Origin of the sequence: Brevibacillus ginsengisoli, from assembly GCF_050113715.1 — a bacterium.
GTDB classification, from domain to species: domain Bacteria; phylum Bacillota; class Bacilli; order Brevibacillales; family Brevibacillaceae; genus Brevibacillus_H; species Brevibacillus_H ginsengisoli.
In genome coordinates this window covers 385,278-400,028 of record NZ_JBNJQR010000004.1, presented here as the reverse complement: position 1 = coordinate 400,028, position 14,751 = coordinate 385,278, and the positions used below count along the sequence as shown (strand labels likewise).

The 14,751-nt window shown below is 43.1% G+C and carries 17 protein-coding genes; 16 read left to right on the top strand and 1 reads right to left on the bottom strand.

Features of this window, described 5'->3' with window-relative positions:
* The first annotated feature begins 456 nt into the window (after positions 1-456).
* The 14 genes from rpmH to ACQCN2_RS11270 all read left to right on the top strand — a co-directional run bounded on the left by rpmH (position 457) and on the right by ACQCN2_RS11270 (position 12,702).
* Positions 457-591 carry a 50S ribosomal protein L34 gene (rpmH, locus tag ACQCN2_RS11335; RefSeq protein WP_426929018.1) on the top strand — a complete coding sequence of 45 codons (135 nt, stop codon included), beginning with the start codon at positions 457-459 and terminating at the stop codon, positions 589-591.
* 135 nt (positions 592-726) lie between these two features.
* Positions 727-1,101: a ribonuclease P protein component gene (rnpA, locus tag ACQCN2_RS11330; RefSeq protein WP_426929017.1), complete on the top strand. Its 375-nt coding sequence runs from the start codon at positions 727-729 to the stop codon at positions 1,099-1,101.
* Entirely contained in the window at positions 1,102-1,323 is a 222-nt protein-coding gene (gene yidD, locus ACQCN2_RS11325) for a membrane protein insertion efficiency factor YidD (RefSeq protein WP_426929016.1), read from the top strand.
* Positions 1,324-1,348: 25 nt separating this feature from the next.
* Entirely contained in the window at positions 1,349-2,122 is a 774-nt protein-coding gene (gene yidC / locus ACQCN2_RS11320) for a membrane protein insertase YidC (RefSeq protein WP_426929015.1), read from the top strand.
* Positions 2,119-2,742: an RNA-binding cell elongation regulator Jag/EloR gene (gene jag, locus ACQCN2_RS11315; protein ID WP_426929014.1), complete on the top strand. Its 624-nt coding sequence runs from the start codon at positions 2,119-2,121 to the stop codon at positions 2,740-2,742. The genes yidC and jag overlap by 4 nt, the downstream gene beginning before the upstream one ends.
* A 291-nt stretch (positions 2,743-3,033) precedes the next feature.
* A complete protein-coding gene (gene mnmE, locus ACQCN2_RS11310) occupies positions 3,034-4,410 on the top strand; it encodes a tRNA uridine-5-carboxymethylaminomethyl(34) synthesis GTPase MnmE (protein WP_426929013.1) in 1,377 nt (458 codons plus the stop codon).
* A gap of 17 nt (positions 4,411-4,427) precedes the next feature.
* Entirely contained in the window at positions 4,428-6,347 is a 1,920-nt protein-coding gene (mnmG, locus tag ACQCN2_RS11305) for a tRNA uridine-5-carboxymethylaminomethyl(34) synthesis enzyme MnmG (protein ID WP_426929012.1), read from the top strand.
* Entirely contained in the window at positions 6,347-7,063 is a 717-nt protein-coding gene (rsmG, locus tag ACQCN2_RS11300; protein ID WP_426929011.1) for a 16S rRNA (guanine(527)-N(7))-methyltransferase RsmG, read from the top strand. Before mnmG ends, rsmG begins: the two co-directional genes overlap by 1 nt.
* A gap of 223 nt (positions 7,064-7,286) precedes the next feature.
* Positions 7,287-7,826, top strand: coding sequence for an MgtC/SapB family protein (locus ACQCN2_RS11295; protein WP_426929010.1), 540 nt, complete (start codon positions 7,287-7,289; stop codon positions 7,824-7,826).
* 136 nt (positions 7,827-7,962) lie between these two features.
* Positions 7,963-8,811, top strand: a complete 849-nt coding sequence (gene noc / locus ACQCN2_RS11290) for a nucleoid occlusion protein (protein ID WP_426929009.1) — start codon at positions 7,963-7,965, stop codon at positions 8,809-8,811.
* A 348-nt stretch (positions 8,812-9,159) separates the two neighbouring features.
* Entirely contained in the window at positions 9,160-9,918 is a 759-nt protein-coding gene (locus ACQCN2_RS11285) for a ParA family protein (RefSeq protein WP_426929008.1), read from the top strand.
* Positions 9,915-10,757 (top strand): ParB/RepB/Spo0J family partition protein, encoded by an 843-nt coding sequence (locus ACQCN2_RS11280; protein WP_426929007.1) that lies wholly within the window; start codon positions 9,915-9,917, stop codon positions 10,755-10,757. The genes ACQCN2_RS11285 and ACQCN2_RS11280 overlap by 4 nt, the downstream gene beginning before the upstream one ends.
* Positions 10,758-10,789: 32 nt before the next feature.
* The gene (locus ACQCN2_RS11275; protein WP_426929006.1) at positions 10,790-11,947 is read left to right on the top strand and encodes an aminotransferase class V-fold PLP-dependent enzyme; all 1,158 of its coding nucleotides are present in this window, start codon (positions 10,790-10,792) and stop codon (positions 11,945-11,947) included.
* A gap of 35 nt (positions 11,948-11,982) precedes the next feature.
* Positions 11,983-12,702 carry a DUF554 domain-containing protein gene (locus tag ACQCN2_RS11270; RefSeq protein ID WP_426929005.1) on the top strand — a complete coding sequence of 240 codons (720 nt, stop codon included), beginning with the start codon at positions 11,983-11,985 and terminating at the stop codon, positions 12,700-12,702.
* A 118-nt stretch (positions 12,703-12,820) separates the two neighbouring features.
* On the opposite strand, the gene yyaC is transcribed toward ACQCN2_RS11270, so the two are convergent.
* Complete coding sequence (gene yyaC, locus ACQCN2_RS11265; protein WP_426929004.1) at positions 12,821-13,444, bottom strand: spore protease YyaC; 624 nt, start codon at positions 13,442-13,444, stop codon at positions 12,821-12,823.
* A gap of 157 nt (positions 13,445-13,601) precedes the next feature.
* Between yyaC and ACQCN2_RS11260 the strand changes: the two genes are divergently transcribed.
* Both ACQCN2_RS11260 and ACQCN2_RS11255 read left to right on the top strand, forming a co-directional pair.
* The gene (locus ACQCN2_RS11260; RefSeq protein WP_426929003.1) at positions 13,602-13,859 is read left to right on the top strand and encodes a putative Se/S carrier protein; all 258 of its coding nucleotides are present in this window, start codon (positions 13,602-13,604) and stop codon (positions 13,857-13,859) included.
* A gap of 18 nt (positions 13,860-13,877) precedes the next feature.
* Positions 13,878-14,750, top strand: a complete 873-nt coding sequence (locus ACQCN2_RS11255) for a mechanosensitive ion channel family protein (RefSeq protein ID WP_426929002.1) — start codon at positions 13,878-13,880, stop codon at positions 14,748-14,750.
* The last annotated feature ends 1 nt before the right edge of the window (position 14,751 follow it).

The following is a 14,751-nucleotide window of genomic DNA, read 5'->3' as shown; positions in this document are numbered from 1 at the left end:
GTTAAATCAACATTTCCATTGCCAGACGAAAAAAAGCAGACGGTTATCCAAACTCTTGTGGATGAAAATTTGCACAAGAGAATTAAACTGTCCACAACCTTATCCACACACTGTGGAAAACCTAAATAGTCAATTTACTTATTCACCATGTAAAACAAAAACATGATATCAAATAAAACGAGTGATATCAATGGTTTTTTAGGAGTTATCCACAAACACAACTTGTTGTGTCTTAAATCTATTCACATATCTATATTTTGTGTACAAGCTTTAGACAGCTCTGTAGATAAATAAATTGTGGATATTTTTTTGTCCACAGGCTCGGGAAATAAAAAAGTGGGGATAATTCTTAGATGAAAATGGAAAGTCAATTGGAAGGTTATTGCCTTGACTTTTTTGGCAACTCTACTTATAATGCGAAGGAATGCCTTTTGAAGGGATGGAGGTGTATACAACATGAAACCTTCTTTTAATCCAAATAACCGTAAGCGTAAAAAAGATCACGGGTTCCGCAAGCGCATGAGCACAAAAAATGGCCGTAAAGTGCTAGCAGCTCGTCGTCAAAAAGGTAGAAAAGTTCTTTCTGCTTAGGCCACCAAATATAGTGGCCTTTTTTTTCTATTATATTGTCGAAATTTCAAAGAAAAAAAAGGCCACATACAGGGTATACTAAGTGGATGGGTTCTGTTTTTTTTACTATAATGTTGATGTTAGGGGTTGTAAGCCTTGCATCACTCGCATCGCCTCAAAAAGAATGAGGAATTTCAGGTTGTGTTTCAACAAGGAAAGTCTTCAGCCAACAAACAATTTGTAGTTTATGTGTTACCCAAAAAAGACCAAAACAAGTTTCGTGTAGGCATTTCCGTTAGCAAAAAGATTGGAAACGCTGTTGCCAGAAACCGTGTGAAGCGGTTAATTCGAGAGGCATTGACCGATCTAGAGGATCAGATTATGAAGTCTATCGATTTTGTAATCATTGCGAGACCTGCTACTATAGAGATGACATTGGATATGTATAAAAGTTCTCTTGCACATGTTATGAAGCGAGCTTCTATCTTAAAACCAAAAGAAATACATAAGCTTTACAAGGATGAAGGATAAATGAAGAGGATCCTGATTTGGTTGTTTCGGGGTTACCAATTGTTTATTTCTCCATTAAAGCCGCCAACTTGTCGTTTTTATCCCACATGTTCTCATTATGCTATCGAAGCCGTTCAACGTTTCGGTGCTGTTCGTGGTGGATGGTTAGCGATTTGTCGGATAGTGAAGTGTCATCCTTTTCATCCTGGGGGGGTTGACCCTGTACCAGAAAAAGAGCAATGATTTTATGAAAGGGAGGAATATTCCTTTGCGTAAGCGTATCCTTACAGTTCTCCTATTTGGACTCGTAATGCTTCTCCTCACAGGATGCGGGACGAGCAGTCAAACTATTCATCCAATCGACCCCAACTGGCAAAACGTTACAGGGATTTGGGACAAGTACTTTGTCTGGCCACTTTCTTGGTTAATCCGAGAGGCTGCACATATTCTGGGTGGAAACTATGGCTTGGGAATTCTTGTAGCTACGATTATCATCCGCTTAATTGTTCTTCCATTGATGGTGAAACAGATTAAGAGTTCCAAGAAGATGCAAGAGTTGCAGCCAGAGCTCCAAAAAGTTCGTGAAAAACACAAGGATGACCCGCAAAAAGCTCAGCAAGAAACTATGCTGTTGTTCCAAAAGAACAACGTCAATCCGCTTGCAGGCTGTTTCCCGTTGATTGTCCAAATGCCGATTCTGATCGCGTTCTATAACGCAATCAGCCGTACGGAAATCATTCGAACCAATTCATTCCTTTGGATGCAATTGGGACATCCGGATCCATACTATATTCTGCCAATTATAGCTGCCGTTACAACTTTCCTACAGCAGAAGATGATGGGCAGTGCCATGCAAAGCAATCCACAAATGCAAGTGATGCTGTATATGATGCCGATTATGATCTTTGCGATCGGTATATCATTGCCATCCGCATTATCGCTGTACTGGGTGTATGGTAACTTGTTTACTATTGTACAAACGTATTTCTTATATCGAGATAAGGACGCGAAGATAAGTCCTAAGGGAGGAACCGCCAAGTGAAAAAGGTGGTGGCCACGGCGAAAACGATTGATGATGCGATTGAAAAAGCCATACTAGAGTTGCAAGTACCACGTGAACGAGTAAATGTTCGTATTCTTGAGGAACCGAGCAAAGGGTTATTCGGTTTAATCGGAACACGCGACGCCAAAGTTGAAGTAGAGTTTCATTATGATCCAATTGAAGAGGGGAAGAAATTCCTGACTGATGTTTTGGCAAACATGAAGGTTGATGCCAGAATGGAGACTCGACAACATGAAGAAGGTATCTTGTTTGATATTTTGGGCAGCAATCTCGGTATGATCATCGGCCGTCGAGGACAAACCTTGGACGCTTTGCAGTATCTTGTTAACGTGGTGGCGAATCGTCACGCTGACAAGCACGTTCGCATTATTCTCGATGCTGAAAGTTATCGTTTGCGTAGAAAAGAAACCCTGGAGCAATTAGCCGATCGGATTGCGAAAAAGGCTGTTCAATCGAATCGCAATGTACGACTGGAGCCAATGTCAGCTGCTGAGCGTAAAGTGATACACGCCTTTTTACAGAAGAGACCGGATGTGGTTACCTTCAGTGAAGGAGAAGAACCTCACCGCTATCTGATTGTGGCACCCAAGGAAGCTTAAATAATACGTACAAGAGGCTTACACGTTTGTAAGCCTCTTTTTTGTACTTTGTTCAACCTGTGGATAACTTAGGGAGATGTTTTGATTCGTAAGAGAAAGACTATACTGTGGATAAAAAGATAAAGCAACCTGATAAAGTGCAGGTTGCTTTTCTGTTCGCTGTTAATTGTGGATATTGTATGGTATCCTAAGTGTTTAGTAGAGAATAAGGCTTAGTGATTTTAAAAGTAAGAGATCGCCGAGTTTTCAAGAAAGATGGCTCCAATACATGGAGTTTAGAGGTGAAGGCTTGTGAAAATGGACACTATTGCTGCTTGTGCCACTGCTTTAGGAGAAGGTGGAGTCGCAATCATCCGGGTAAGTGGGAAAGAAGCAATTGAGATTGTGGATAAAATTTTTCGAGGAAAACAAAAGTTATCAACAGTTGATTCCCATACGATTCATTATGGAACGCTGCGAGATCCCAAGACAGGGGACCTTGTAGAGGAAGTGCTGGTTTCTGTGATGCGCGCACCGCGTACATTTACGCGAGATGATGTAGTGGAGATCAATTGCCACGGCGGAATCGTGTCAGTGGAGCGGGTATTGGATTTGGTTTTGGAATATGGAGCAAGGCTTGCGGAACCCGGTGAATTTACGAAGCGGGCATTTTTAAATGGAAGGATCGATTTGTCCCAGGCGGAGGCAGTTATTGACTTGATTCGAGCCAAAACAGATCGAGCCATGAAAGTGGCGCTTTCTCAAGTAGAAGGGAAGCTGTCCAAGCTGATCCGTGCCCTGCGTCAAAATCTCATTGAAGCGATGGCTCATATAGAGGTAACGTTGGATTATCCGGAGCATGATGTAGAGGATTTCACGCAAAACCTGCTGATGGTGAAGTGCCAAGAGGTTCAAAAGGAAATTGCGAGGCTCTTGCAGACCGCGAAACAAGGAAAAATCCTGCGGGAAGGACTATCCACTGCAATAGTTGGCCGGCCGAATGTAGGGAAATCTTCCTTGCTTAACAGCTTGGTGCAGGAGGAAAAGGCCATTGTAACAGATGTGGCGGGAACAACACGCGATGTGATTGAGGAGTATGTGAATGTTCGCGGAGTTCCTTTGCGATTGATCGATACGGCAGGGATCCGTGAAACAGAGGATATTGTTGAGAAGATCGGTGTAGAAAGATCACATCAGGTTCTTCAGCAGGCTGATTTAATTCTTTTGGTGTTAAACTACAATGAGAAGATTACGCCAGAGGACCATGCCATTTTTGAATCGGTAAAAGGCATGAATGTCATTGTCATCATCAACAAGACAGATTTGCCGCAACAGATCGACTTGAACGAGGTCAAAAGCCATTTTTCCTCACAACCGTTTATCCTGACATCCGTGAAGGAGGAGAAGGGAATCGAGCTTCTGGAGGAGGCCATTTCCCACCTGTTCTTTACCGGGCGAGTCCAACAAGAGGATCTTACGTATGTGAGCAACGCCAGACACATTGATTTGTTGCGTCAGGCCAAACACGCGATGGATGATGCTATTAGTGGAATAGAAGACCGGATGCCAATCGATATGGTTCAAATCGATATTAAGCGATCCTGGGAGCTGCTTGGAGAGGTAATTGGTGAAAGTGTGGGCGAGGATTTAATTGACCAGATTTTCTCTCAATTTTGTCTTGGGAAATAGGGAGGGAGAAGGAGTTTATGATCACCACGACATATCAGGGTGAAGAATTTGATGTTATTGTCATCGGGGCTGGTCACGCGGGCTGTGAATCAGCTTTGGCAGCTGCGCGTATGGGCTGTAAAACCCTGTTGTTAACCATTAATTTGGATGCATTGGCTTATATGCCATGTAATCCTTCTGTTGGAGGACCAGCCAAGGGACACGTTGTCCGGGAAATTGACGCTCTTGGCGGCGAAATGGGGAAAAACACGGATAAAACCTATATCCAAATGCGTTTATTAAATACTGGTAAAGGTCCTGCTGTCCATGCTTTGCGCGCTCAAGCCGACAAGATCGACTACCAGTTTGAAATGAAAAAAACCATTGAGAACACACCGAATCTGATCTTGCGTCAGGCAATGGTAGAACGATTAGTCGTAAACAATGGGGTGTGTGAAGGGGTTATTACCCAAACAGGAGCCACGCATAGAGCGAAGGCTGTTGTATTGACAACAGGAACTTATCTGCGCGGCAAAATTATCATTGGTGACTTGCAATACGAGAGCGGACCAAACAATATGCGCCCATCTGTTCAGCTGGCGTTGCATTTGAAGGAATTAGGCTTGGAAATGGTACGTTTTAAAACAGGTACACCGCCACGGGTACACAAAAGCAGTGTCAATTTTGACCGTATGGAAATTCAACCGGGGGATAAGGAACCTCGCGCATTCTCTTATGAAACAACTACATTTAAAGAGGATCAGCTTCCTTGCTGGTTAACCTATACACAAACCGAAACCCATGAGATTATCAACAATAATCTGCATCGCGCTCCAATGTATTCGGGTGCAATTGAAGGAACCGGGCCACGCTATTGCCCGTCTATTGAAGATAAGGTTGTACGATTTAGTGATAAGCCACGACATCAGATTTTCTTGGAGCCAGAGGGACGCAACACGGAAGAGATGTACGTACAAGGCTTGTCTACAAGCTTGCCTGAAGATGTACAGTTGGAAATGCTTCGTTCCATTACAGGCTTGGAAGAAGTAAAAATGATGCGTCCTGGCTATGCCATCGAGTATGACGCGATTGTGCCTACACAGCTTTGGCCGTCTTTGGAAACCAAATTAATTGAGGGCTTATTTACAGCTGGACAAATCAACGGTACTTCTGGATACGAGGAAGCAGCTGGACAAGGTTTGATGGCGGGTATTAACGCAGCCCGCAAAGTACAGGACAAACCACCAGTGGTTCTCGGTCGGGAACAGGCATACATTGGCGTGTTGATCGATGACCTGGTGACCAAAGGTACGAATGAGCCGTATCGCTTATTGACTTCACGTGCAGAATATCGCCTCTTGCTGCGTAACGATAATGCTGATTTGCGTCTGACGGATATCGGCTATGAAATTGGCTTAATTAGTGAAGAACGATACCAAGGTTTCCTAGCGAAGAGAGAGCTGATTGAAAAAGAAAAGTCTCGCCTGGAGAACACTCGCGTCCGTCCTGATCAGGAAATTGTTCAGGAACGACTTCGTTCGGCTAACTCACCGGAATTAACAGAAGTCATTGACCTGGCGCAGTTGTTGCGTCGTCCTGAGATGAACTACGAGGATATCTCCGAGATTTCTCCTTCACCGGATGAGATTACGCCTGATGTAGCGGAACAGGTAGAAATTCAAATCAAATATGACGGATACATCCGCAAATCGCTTCAACAAGTAGAAAAAATGCAAAAAGTTGAAGAGAAGCGAATACCAGCAGACATTGATTACTCCCAGATCAAGGGGATGGCGATTGAATCCAGACAGAAGCTGGGTAAAATCCGTCCACTTAATATCGGGCAAGCATCCAGAATTTCTGGGGTCAATCCAGCGGATATCTCGGTGTTAATGGTATATCTAGAGCACTACTATCGTGTAGGTGCCAGTTCGTCTGAACAAGGAGAGGCCAAGTGATGGGGAAAGCGCAGTTTGCGGCTAGATTAGCTGAAAAAGGTATTCATCTGACAGAAGAACAGCTTGCACAATTTGATCACTATTACCGTTTGCTGATTGAATGGAATGAAAAAATCAATTTAACCGCCATTACGGATGAAGATGAAGTGTACACGAAGCACTTTTACGATTCCATCTCGGCAGCTTTCTATTTTCCAATGGACAGCATCAAAACAATTGCGGACATCGGTGGAGGAGCGGGATTCCCCAGCGTCCCAATCAAAATTTGTTTTCCTCATTTGAACATGACGATTATTGATTCGCTGGCGAAGAGAATCAACTTCCTTGATCTTGTTTCAAAAGAGTTGAAGCTGAATGGACTCACTCCTGTTCATAGTCGCGCAGAGGACGCCGGACAGAATCCTAAGTATCGAGAGACATTTGATGTTGTGACGGCACGGGCCGTTGCGAGACTTAACATCCTTGCTGAGTTTTGTATGCCGCTTGCCCGTGTGGGAGGGCATTTTGTAGCAATGAAAGGCTCTGATGTCTCTTTGGAACTGAATGAGGCGAAAAAGGGGATTAAATTGCTCGGGGGTAAAACCAAAAAAGTGGAGAGTTTCTCTTTACCAGATGATGCGGGGGAACGAAATATCATCATAATCGAAAAACACGACTCAACTCCCAAAGCGTATCCTCGAAAAGCAGGAACACCTGTCAAGAAACCATTAATCTAAGACATGTCCTCCTCGTAGGAAAAAAGAGACGCTTCCGTTCGTTTTCAGCGACGGAAGCGTTTTTGTTTCAGCTAAAATGTATGTTGGATTTCGGCGGACAGGAACCTCATCGATTATTCTGGTAAATAAAGTTATAATAGGGCAATATGAATTGAGACAATGCTGAAGCTGAAGCATACACTACTAACAACGGCAGAAGTGATTGAGGAGTTGACTGAAAGAGATGCACACCTCACTAATAGGCTCGATATTCCCTCCAGAATTACCGATCATTTTGTTAAGACTTACCCTTGCTTTTATAGCGGGCGCTGTTATGGGATTGGAACGGGAATGGTTTTATCGGGATGTCCATAGACAGAAAGCTGCCGGGTTTCGGACTTATAGTTTAGTCTGCTTTGGTTCCTGTCTATTTGGACTAGCATCGATATATGGTTTCAGCTCAAATGGTGTAAATAATGATCCTGGTCGTGTAGCGGCACAGGTTGTAACGGGTATGGGTTTCTTAGGAGCAGGTGCAATACTCAAATTCAATGGGGAAGTTAAAGGATTGACTACCGCGGCAGGAATGTGGGTAGCTTCCGCAATCGGCTTATTGTTTAGCGCAGGGATGTATATAACAGCAATTGTTGCCGCGCTTTTTGCCTATTTGACACTCGACTTTCATCGAATTTTTCCTCGTTTGTTTAAAGGCAGAGTAGATGACGAATTGTGCGAACAAGAGAGAACTAAGCCTGAAAATGGGACTGTTCAGGATGATGACTAACGCATTGCCTTGTTTCACGTGAAACATCTAATTGATATAAAACTTCCCTTAGGAAATCCAATTTTTCAGCAGGATTTTACAGAACTGATGCAGAATACAATGTGAGGTGCAATGTTTAGAAGTGGGGGATATCGGAATGGCAGTAAAAGATCAGTTTTCAAGATTATTCGGGTTCTCGGATAAGACGGAAAATGAAGAGATTCGTCAAATACCAGTGGATGAGATTGTCCCCAATCCATATCAGCCGAGAACGGTTTTTGATGATGAAAAAATCGATGAATTATGCCAAACCATTCGAACCCATGGATTAATCCAACCGATTGTCGTACGGATTCGAGATGATCGGTATGAATTAATTGCGGGTGAACGCAGACTCCGTGCTTCTAAAAAGCTTGGATTGGAACGAATTCCTGCGATTATCAAAGAATTTAATGATTCGCAGACGGCTTCTATCGCGTTAATTGAGAACCTGCAACGTGAAGGCCTTACTTCAATTGAAGAAGCGATTGCTTATCAGAAACTAATTGAATTACATAATTTGACCCAAGAGAGTTTGGCCCAACGTATGGGTAAAGGTCAATCAACGATCGCAAACAAACTACGGTTATTACATTTACCACAAGAGATTCAAGATGAGCTTCTATCCCGAAAAATAACCGAGCGTCACGCGCGTGCATTGATTCCATTAAAGGATAGGGATTTGCAGTTAAAGGTATTGCAAGAGCTATTAGAACGGGATTGGAATGTAAAACAAACCGAAACTCGGGTCAAACAATTGCTGGAAGCGGCAGAAAATCCGCCCGCGGAGAAGGAAAAGAAATCGAAATGGAAGTCTTTCTCGCGAGACTCACGGATTGCGATTAATACCGTGCGACAATCCATTCAAATGGTTCAGCAAACTGGTCTTCCAGTTGAGACAGACGAGGAAGAACATGATGAATTCTACCAATTTACTATTCGAATTCCGAAGAAGAAAGAATCGTAAAAGAACGCATAAAAAGCTTCTAATCGAAGCCAATTCAAAGATGTCGTTAATCCTTTTTTAGCGGTAGCTTTTCCGACATTTCGGAAAGCTTTGCTATGAAGGTATTTGCTTTCTGATATGTTGAACACAAGCGGCCGTGAGAAGCCGCCTTTCTTTTTCTATACTAGAGGTACGTTTTTGTAAAACTTTTGCCGGCTTCTAAAGCTAGGGTAACTCAGGTTTACTAGGGGTTGGAAATGATTACCCAAAGTTTCATTCTATTTTTTTACAGTAGGTTGAGGTAAAATAAGATATTGGGTATTCGTAAGCTCCCGGCGAGTTTAGGTAATAAAAAATGAGGTGGAGACGTTGGGGAAAGTGATTGCAGTAGCCAATCAGAAAGGTGGCGTGGGAAAAACAACGACTTCTGTCAACTTAAGTGCATGCCTCGCAACCTTGGGTAAAAAAGTATTGATGGTTGACATTGATCCCCAAGGAAATGCCACTAGTGGTTTGGGGATTAACAAGGCAGATGTCCGTTATTGTGTTTATGATGTGTTAATCAATGACATTAATCCAGTAGACACAATATTACCTACCGAGATTGAGGGTCTTTCTATTATTCCCGCAACTATTCAACTGGCGGGGGCAGAGATTGAATTAGTTCCTACGATTTCTCGGGAAGTAAGATTGAAGAAGGCACTAGAAGTCGTAAAGGACAAGTTTGACTATGTCATTATTGATTGTCCTCCTTCTTTGGGGATTCTGACGGTTAACTCACTTACTGCCGCCGATTCGGTTTTGATCCCGATTCAGTGTGAGTACTATGCATTAGAAGGATTAAGTCAGTTGCTAAATACCATCCGTCTCGTTCAGAAACATTTGAATTCACATTTAGCTATCGAGGGTGTTCTATTAACCATGTTGGATGCGAGAACTAATTTGGGGATTCAAGTGATTGAAGAAGTGAAGAAGTATTTCCAAGATAAAGTATACCGAACAATTATTCCACGAAATGTTCGTTTAAGTGAAGCACCTTCTCATGGTCAATCCATTATTACGTATGATCCAAGATCGCGTGGAGCGGAGGTTTATACCGACTTAGCGAAGGAAGTGATTGGATTATGAAAAAAAGCCTTGGAAAGGGCCTTAACGCTTTGATTACTTCCAACCTAGTAGAGGAAGGGGAACAAGTGACTGACGCTGAGTTACTGGAGATTCGCCCTAATCCTTATCAGCCTCGTAAGGAATTTAATGCTGAGGCATTAGCTGAGCTGGCTGACTCCATAAAAGAGCATGGAATCATTCAACCTTTGATTGTTCGCAAAAGTATTAAAGGATATGAACTAGTAGCTGGAGAACGTCGCTTAAGAGCTGCAGAGAAGGCAGGTCTAACTAGCGTTCCAGTCATCGTCAAAAGCTATACCGATCAGCAAATAATGGAAATTGCTCTAATTGAGAACCTTCAAAGAGAAGATCTTAATCCATTGGAAGAAGCTGAGGCGTATCACAAGCTGCTGGAGCATTGTTCTTTTACACAAGAACAACTCGCTCAAAAGGTTGGGAAAAGTCGACCACATGTAGCGAATATGCTTCGATTACTTCAATTGTCGGATGATATTAGACGGTTAGTTGCAGATTCTAAGTTATCCATGGGGCACGCGAGAGCATTGCTGTCCGTTGAAAATGCTAAAGTTCAATGGCAGTTGGCTAATGATGTTGTAAATAAAGATTTGAGTGTTCGACAATTAGAGGAATTAGTCAAAAATTTACGTGTTTCACGTGAAACAAAAACAAAAAAGCCGATTAAAAAAGAGGCTGGATTAGTGCAAATGGAAGAAAGACTACGCAGTAGATTCGGTACAGCTGTTCAGATTAAAAAAGGCGGCAAAAAGGGTAAAATAGAAATTGAGTTTTATTCCAACGAAGATCTGCAAAGACTCCTGGAACTGTTGGACATGCAGTAGTTTGCAAGGAGCACAGAGGAGGATTTGTCTGCATGGACATCCGATATCTAGATAATGCGGCATCATCCTGGCCGAAACCACCTGGTGTGAAGGAAGCAATGGCGGAAGTGATTGACGATTTTGCGGCGAATCCTGGGAGAGGTGGACATACCTTAGCCATAAAAGCGAGCAAGGTATTATTTCGTACCCGTATGCAGCTATCGCGGTTATTTGGGATCAAGAACCCGAATGACCTCTTTTTTTACTTAAATGCTACTCAGGCGCTGAATCAAGCTATAAAGGGCTACTTGCGAGAGGGAGACCATGTGATTACGTCAAGCATTGAGCATAACTCCGTAAGAAGACCACTGGAGTATTTACGCCGAACCAAAAATATTGAGATTACATACGTAGAACCGAGAGAGGATCAACGGTTTTATGCGGAGGATTTTCAGCAGGCGATTACAGAACAGACTCGGTTAATTGTGGTCAGCCATGCTTCGAATTTAACCGGAGTTATACTGCCAATCAAGGAAATTGGTAAATTGGCTAAAGAGCGAATGATCACGTTTCTGGTGGACGCATCTCAATCTGCTGGGGTATTGCCGATTGATGTAGAGGAAATGGGAATTGATATGCTGGCTTTTCCTGGCCACAAAGGGTTATATGGACCTCAAGGTACTGGCGGATTATATGTACGCAATCCAATTGATTTGGAACCGCTGATTCATGGAGGAACAGGGAGCCAATCAGAAGCAATTGATCAACCAACCACCAGACCTGACCGATATGAGAGCGGAACGGCAAATACGGTGGGACTAGCTGGTTTATTAGCGGGCGTTACATTTGTCATGGAAAAAGAGGTAGAAGAGATTCATCGGCATGAATGGGGCTTGGCCCGCAAGACGATTGAAGAGCTTCAGAGGATTCCGGGAGTGTCAGTATATGGACCAGCTGTTGAATTTGAAAGGGTAGGAGTAGTCGCTTTTAATATTCAAGGAGCGGATGCCTCAGAAGTGTCCTACATATTAGACCAGCAATATGGAATTGCGACAAGGGCAGGATACCACTGCACGCCACTTGGTCATCATACGGCGGGAACAGACTCAACAGGAGCGGTTCGAGCAAGTTTTGGATTCTATAATACAGAGGAAGATGTTGATTTCTTGCTGAAAGCTGTAAGAGAAATGGCCGAAGCATTTGTCAACTAATTCAAAAAAGAACATTTCGACTTGGGGGAAAGCACGTGATTTTACTAGGAACACTGGTCAACGCCTTAGCTATCATCATTGGATCACTTCTTGGTAAATTACTTTCGGGAATACCTGAGGGGATGCGTCAGACGGTGTTGCAGGCGATTGGATTATCAGTTTTTGTCCTTGGATTAACCATGGGATTTGGAACGAAAAACTTCCTGTTACTGATTTTTAGCATGGTACTAGGTTCAGTTATTGGAGAAGCTCTCAAAATTGAAACGCGCTTAAATCAATTAGGGGATTGGCTCGAAAGAAAAGTCGGAGGCAGTAAACAAGGCAGTATCGCAACAGGATTTGTTACAGCTACTCTTGTATACTGTATAGGAGCTATGGCGGTTCTTGGTGCTATGGATAGCGGACTTCGCAACAATCACGATATTTTGTACACCAAATCCTTGCTGGATGGATTCTCAGCGATTATCTTTACGTCAACGATGGGAATAGGGGTAGCATTTGCGGCCATTCCGGTATTTCTCTATCAAGGAGCAATCGCATTACTGTCCACGCAGATTTATTCCATTGTTAGCAAAGAAATGCTGGATGCCATTCTTATAGAAGTGACGGCAGTCGGTGGACTGATGATCATGGCAATCGGGATTAATATCATGGAGATTCGCAAGATCAATGTAGCCAATATGCTTCCCGCATTGGTCGTAGCGGCGGTTGGCGTTCCATTCATTCAATGGGCCACGCATCTGATGACAAAATAAAACGAGCCCAAAATGGCCCGTAATGGAAGAACAAAATAAATCACTGTAAACCCACAAGACGAGCGAGTCGATGTGGGTTTAACTTTTGCCTTTTTCTGTGAAAAACGTCTCGACGGTTTTATGTTTTTTCCGTTGAGATGTAACCCCATGATGTACGATAAGAACTCGGCGAAAAATACTGGTTGGAAGCTTTGAAGATGCCATTAGCAATGACTTCGGCCATACTAAAGACAACATGTAGGCGCGTATTCTGTAAAACAAAATACTCCATAAATCCTCCAACGTTCACAATTCCTGTTACATGAAAGTCCCCAACAGGAGGCAATTCCTTCTTGACACCAGCTCCCGGCTTAACCGGACCATCGGCAACATTGATTGACCCGACATTGCTAAATTGTCCAAGACATGCGTCAATAGCAACAATGAATGGATGATGATGTTTGCGTTGAATGAGTTCAATTTTATCTGCAAGATTGACGGCATGTACAGGTTCGTCCAATGAACCATATACCTGCAATTTTGGTGAGTAGTACGAATGGAGTTTGCTGCCGACGAGCGGACCGAGGGAATCACCAGTTGAGCGATCAGTGCCTATACAAAGAATGACAAGTTCTTGAGAATAAGGCTTCATGCGCAGACGCTGAACCAAGTGCTGGGATAAATGGTCGACGGCATTATCATTTTGATAATCAACCTTGAACGGAGGATAAGAAAAATTTAACTGACCGCCGAATTTATTCATGAGTACCTCCACAAAAGTAAGTATTCACAGTATATGGCTGGAAAATTACTTTTATACCTGTGCACTGGTTTTACTAGAAAAATGGAGATCAGGAAGTTGGAAACTGGCAAGGGGTTGCAGAAACCGATACAATAGAACAAAGGAGGGAGGGAGTAAGGTGACAGAACAAGAAACGGTGATCCTGGCGTTCGATTCTACACAGCAAGCGCTCAGAGCAGAGATGTTGCTAGAGTACGCCGATATTGAGATTGACACCAGACCAACCCCGAAAGAGATTACGGCAGGTTGTGCTTTATCAATTGAATTTCCATTTGCAAATTATCCGCAAGTCAAGAAAATAGTGACCAACGAAAAAGTAGAGATCAGAGGTTTTTTTCGATGGATGCAAGGAACCTACTTGGAGATCAGTGAGTAGGTGGAGGGAGAAGAACAGATGAATGTAATGAGTTGGACAAATAATGTATTTGAACAATTGTATGCGAATTTATTAGATGAGAAACTATGGATGAATCTAGCAGTCGGCAGTTTGAAAATTATTGTTATTATCGTTGCCGCTCGCATTGCAGTCTCGCTCATTCATGCGGCAGTGAATCGGGTCTTTCAAAATCGTGAGGGAAGCAAGCTTCAATTTGATCAGAGAAGGGTAGATACGTTACGAGTGCTGATGAATAACGTAACGACCTATACCATATATTTTCTGGCGATTTTACTGGTGCTGAAGCAGTTGGGAATTGACTTGCAGCCGATATTGGTCAGTGCGGGAGTCCTTGGGCTAGCGGTAGGGTTTGGAGCACAAAGCTTGGTTCGGGATGTGATTACCGGATTTTTTATTATTTTTGAAGATCAATTTGCTGTTGGGGATTCAGTAACCATCAATAATTTTTCGGGGACGGTACAAGCGATTGGACTTCGAATTACGAGGATTAGAAGTTTTACCGGAGAGTTACACATCATTCCGAACGGTTCTATAAAGGAAGTAACGAATTTTTCTGTCCAAAACACGATAGCTGTCGTAGATGTTTCCGTTGCGTATGAAGAAGACCTTACACGTGTGCAAGAGGTTATCGCTCAGGTGGCCCAGAAACTGGCCGCTGAATCTGAAGATGTGGTAAAAGAACCGGACGTACTTGGGGTTCAAGCCTTAGGCCCACATGAGGTAACAATTCGGGTCGTGGCAGAATGTTTGCCTAACAAGCACCACGCGGTTGCTAGAAAATTACGCGAGATGATCAAAGCGGATTTTGATGAAAAAGGAATTGAAATTCCTTATCCTAAAATGGTGACAATGCCAGGTACCAAAATGTAAG

Excerpts from the sequence above, each read along its gene's own strand:
- rpmH (WP_426929018.1), top strand. The coding sequence starts at position 457 with ATGAAACCTTCTTTTAATCCAAATAACCGTAAGCGTAAAAAAGATCAC.
- yidD (WP_426929016.1), top strand. The coding sequence starts at position 1,102 with ATGAAGAGGATCCTGATTTGGTTGTTTCGGGGTTACCAATTGTTTATT.
- mnmG (WP_426929012.1), top strand. The coding sequence starts at position 4,428 with ATGATCACCACGACATATCAGGGTGAAGAATTTGATGTTATTGTCATC.
- rsmG (WP_426929011.1), top strand. The coding sequence starts at position 6,347 with ATGGGGAAAGCGCAGTTTGCGGCTAGATTAGCTGAAAAAGGTATTCAT.
- ACQCN2_RS11295 (WP_426929010.1), top strand. The coding sequence starts at position 7,287 with ATGCACACCTCACTAATAGGCTCGATATTCCCTCCAGAATTACCGATC.
- noc (WP_426929009.1), top strand. The coding sequence starts at position 7,963 with ATGGCAGTAAAAGATCAGTTTTCAAGATTATTCGGGTTCTCGGATAAG.
- ACQCN2_RS11280 (WP_426929007.1), top strand. The coding sequence starts at position 9,915 with ATGAAAAAAAGCCTTGGAAAGGGCCTTAACGCTTTGATTACTTCCAAC.
- ACQCN2_RS11275 (WP_426929006.1), top strand. The coding sequence starts at position 10,790 with ATGGACATCCGATATCTAGATAATGCGGCATCATCCTGGCCGAAACCA.
- yyaC (WP_426929004.1), bottom strand. The coding sequence starts at position 13,444 with ATGAATAAATTCGGCGGTCAGTTAAATTTTTCTTATCCTCCGTTCAAG.
- ACQCN2_RS11255 (WP_426929002.1), top strand. The coding sequence starts at position 13,878 with ATGAATGTAATGAGTTGGACAAATAATGTATTTGAACAATTGTATGCG.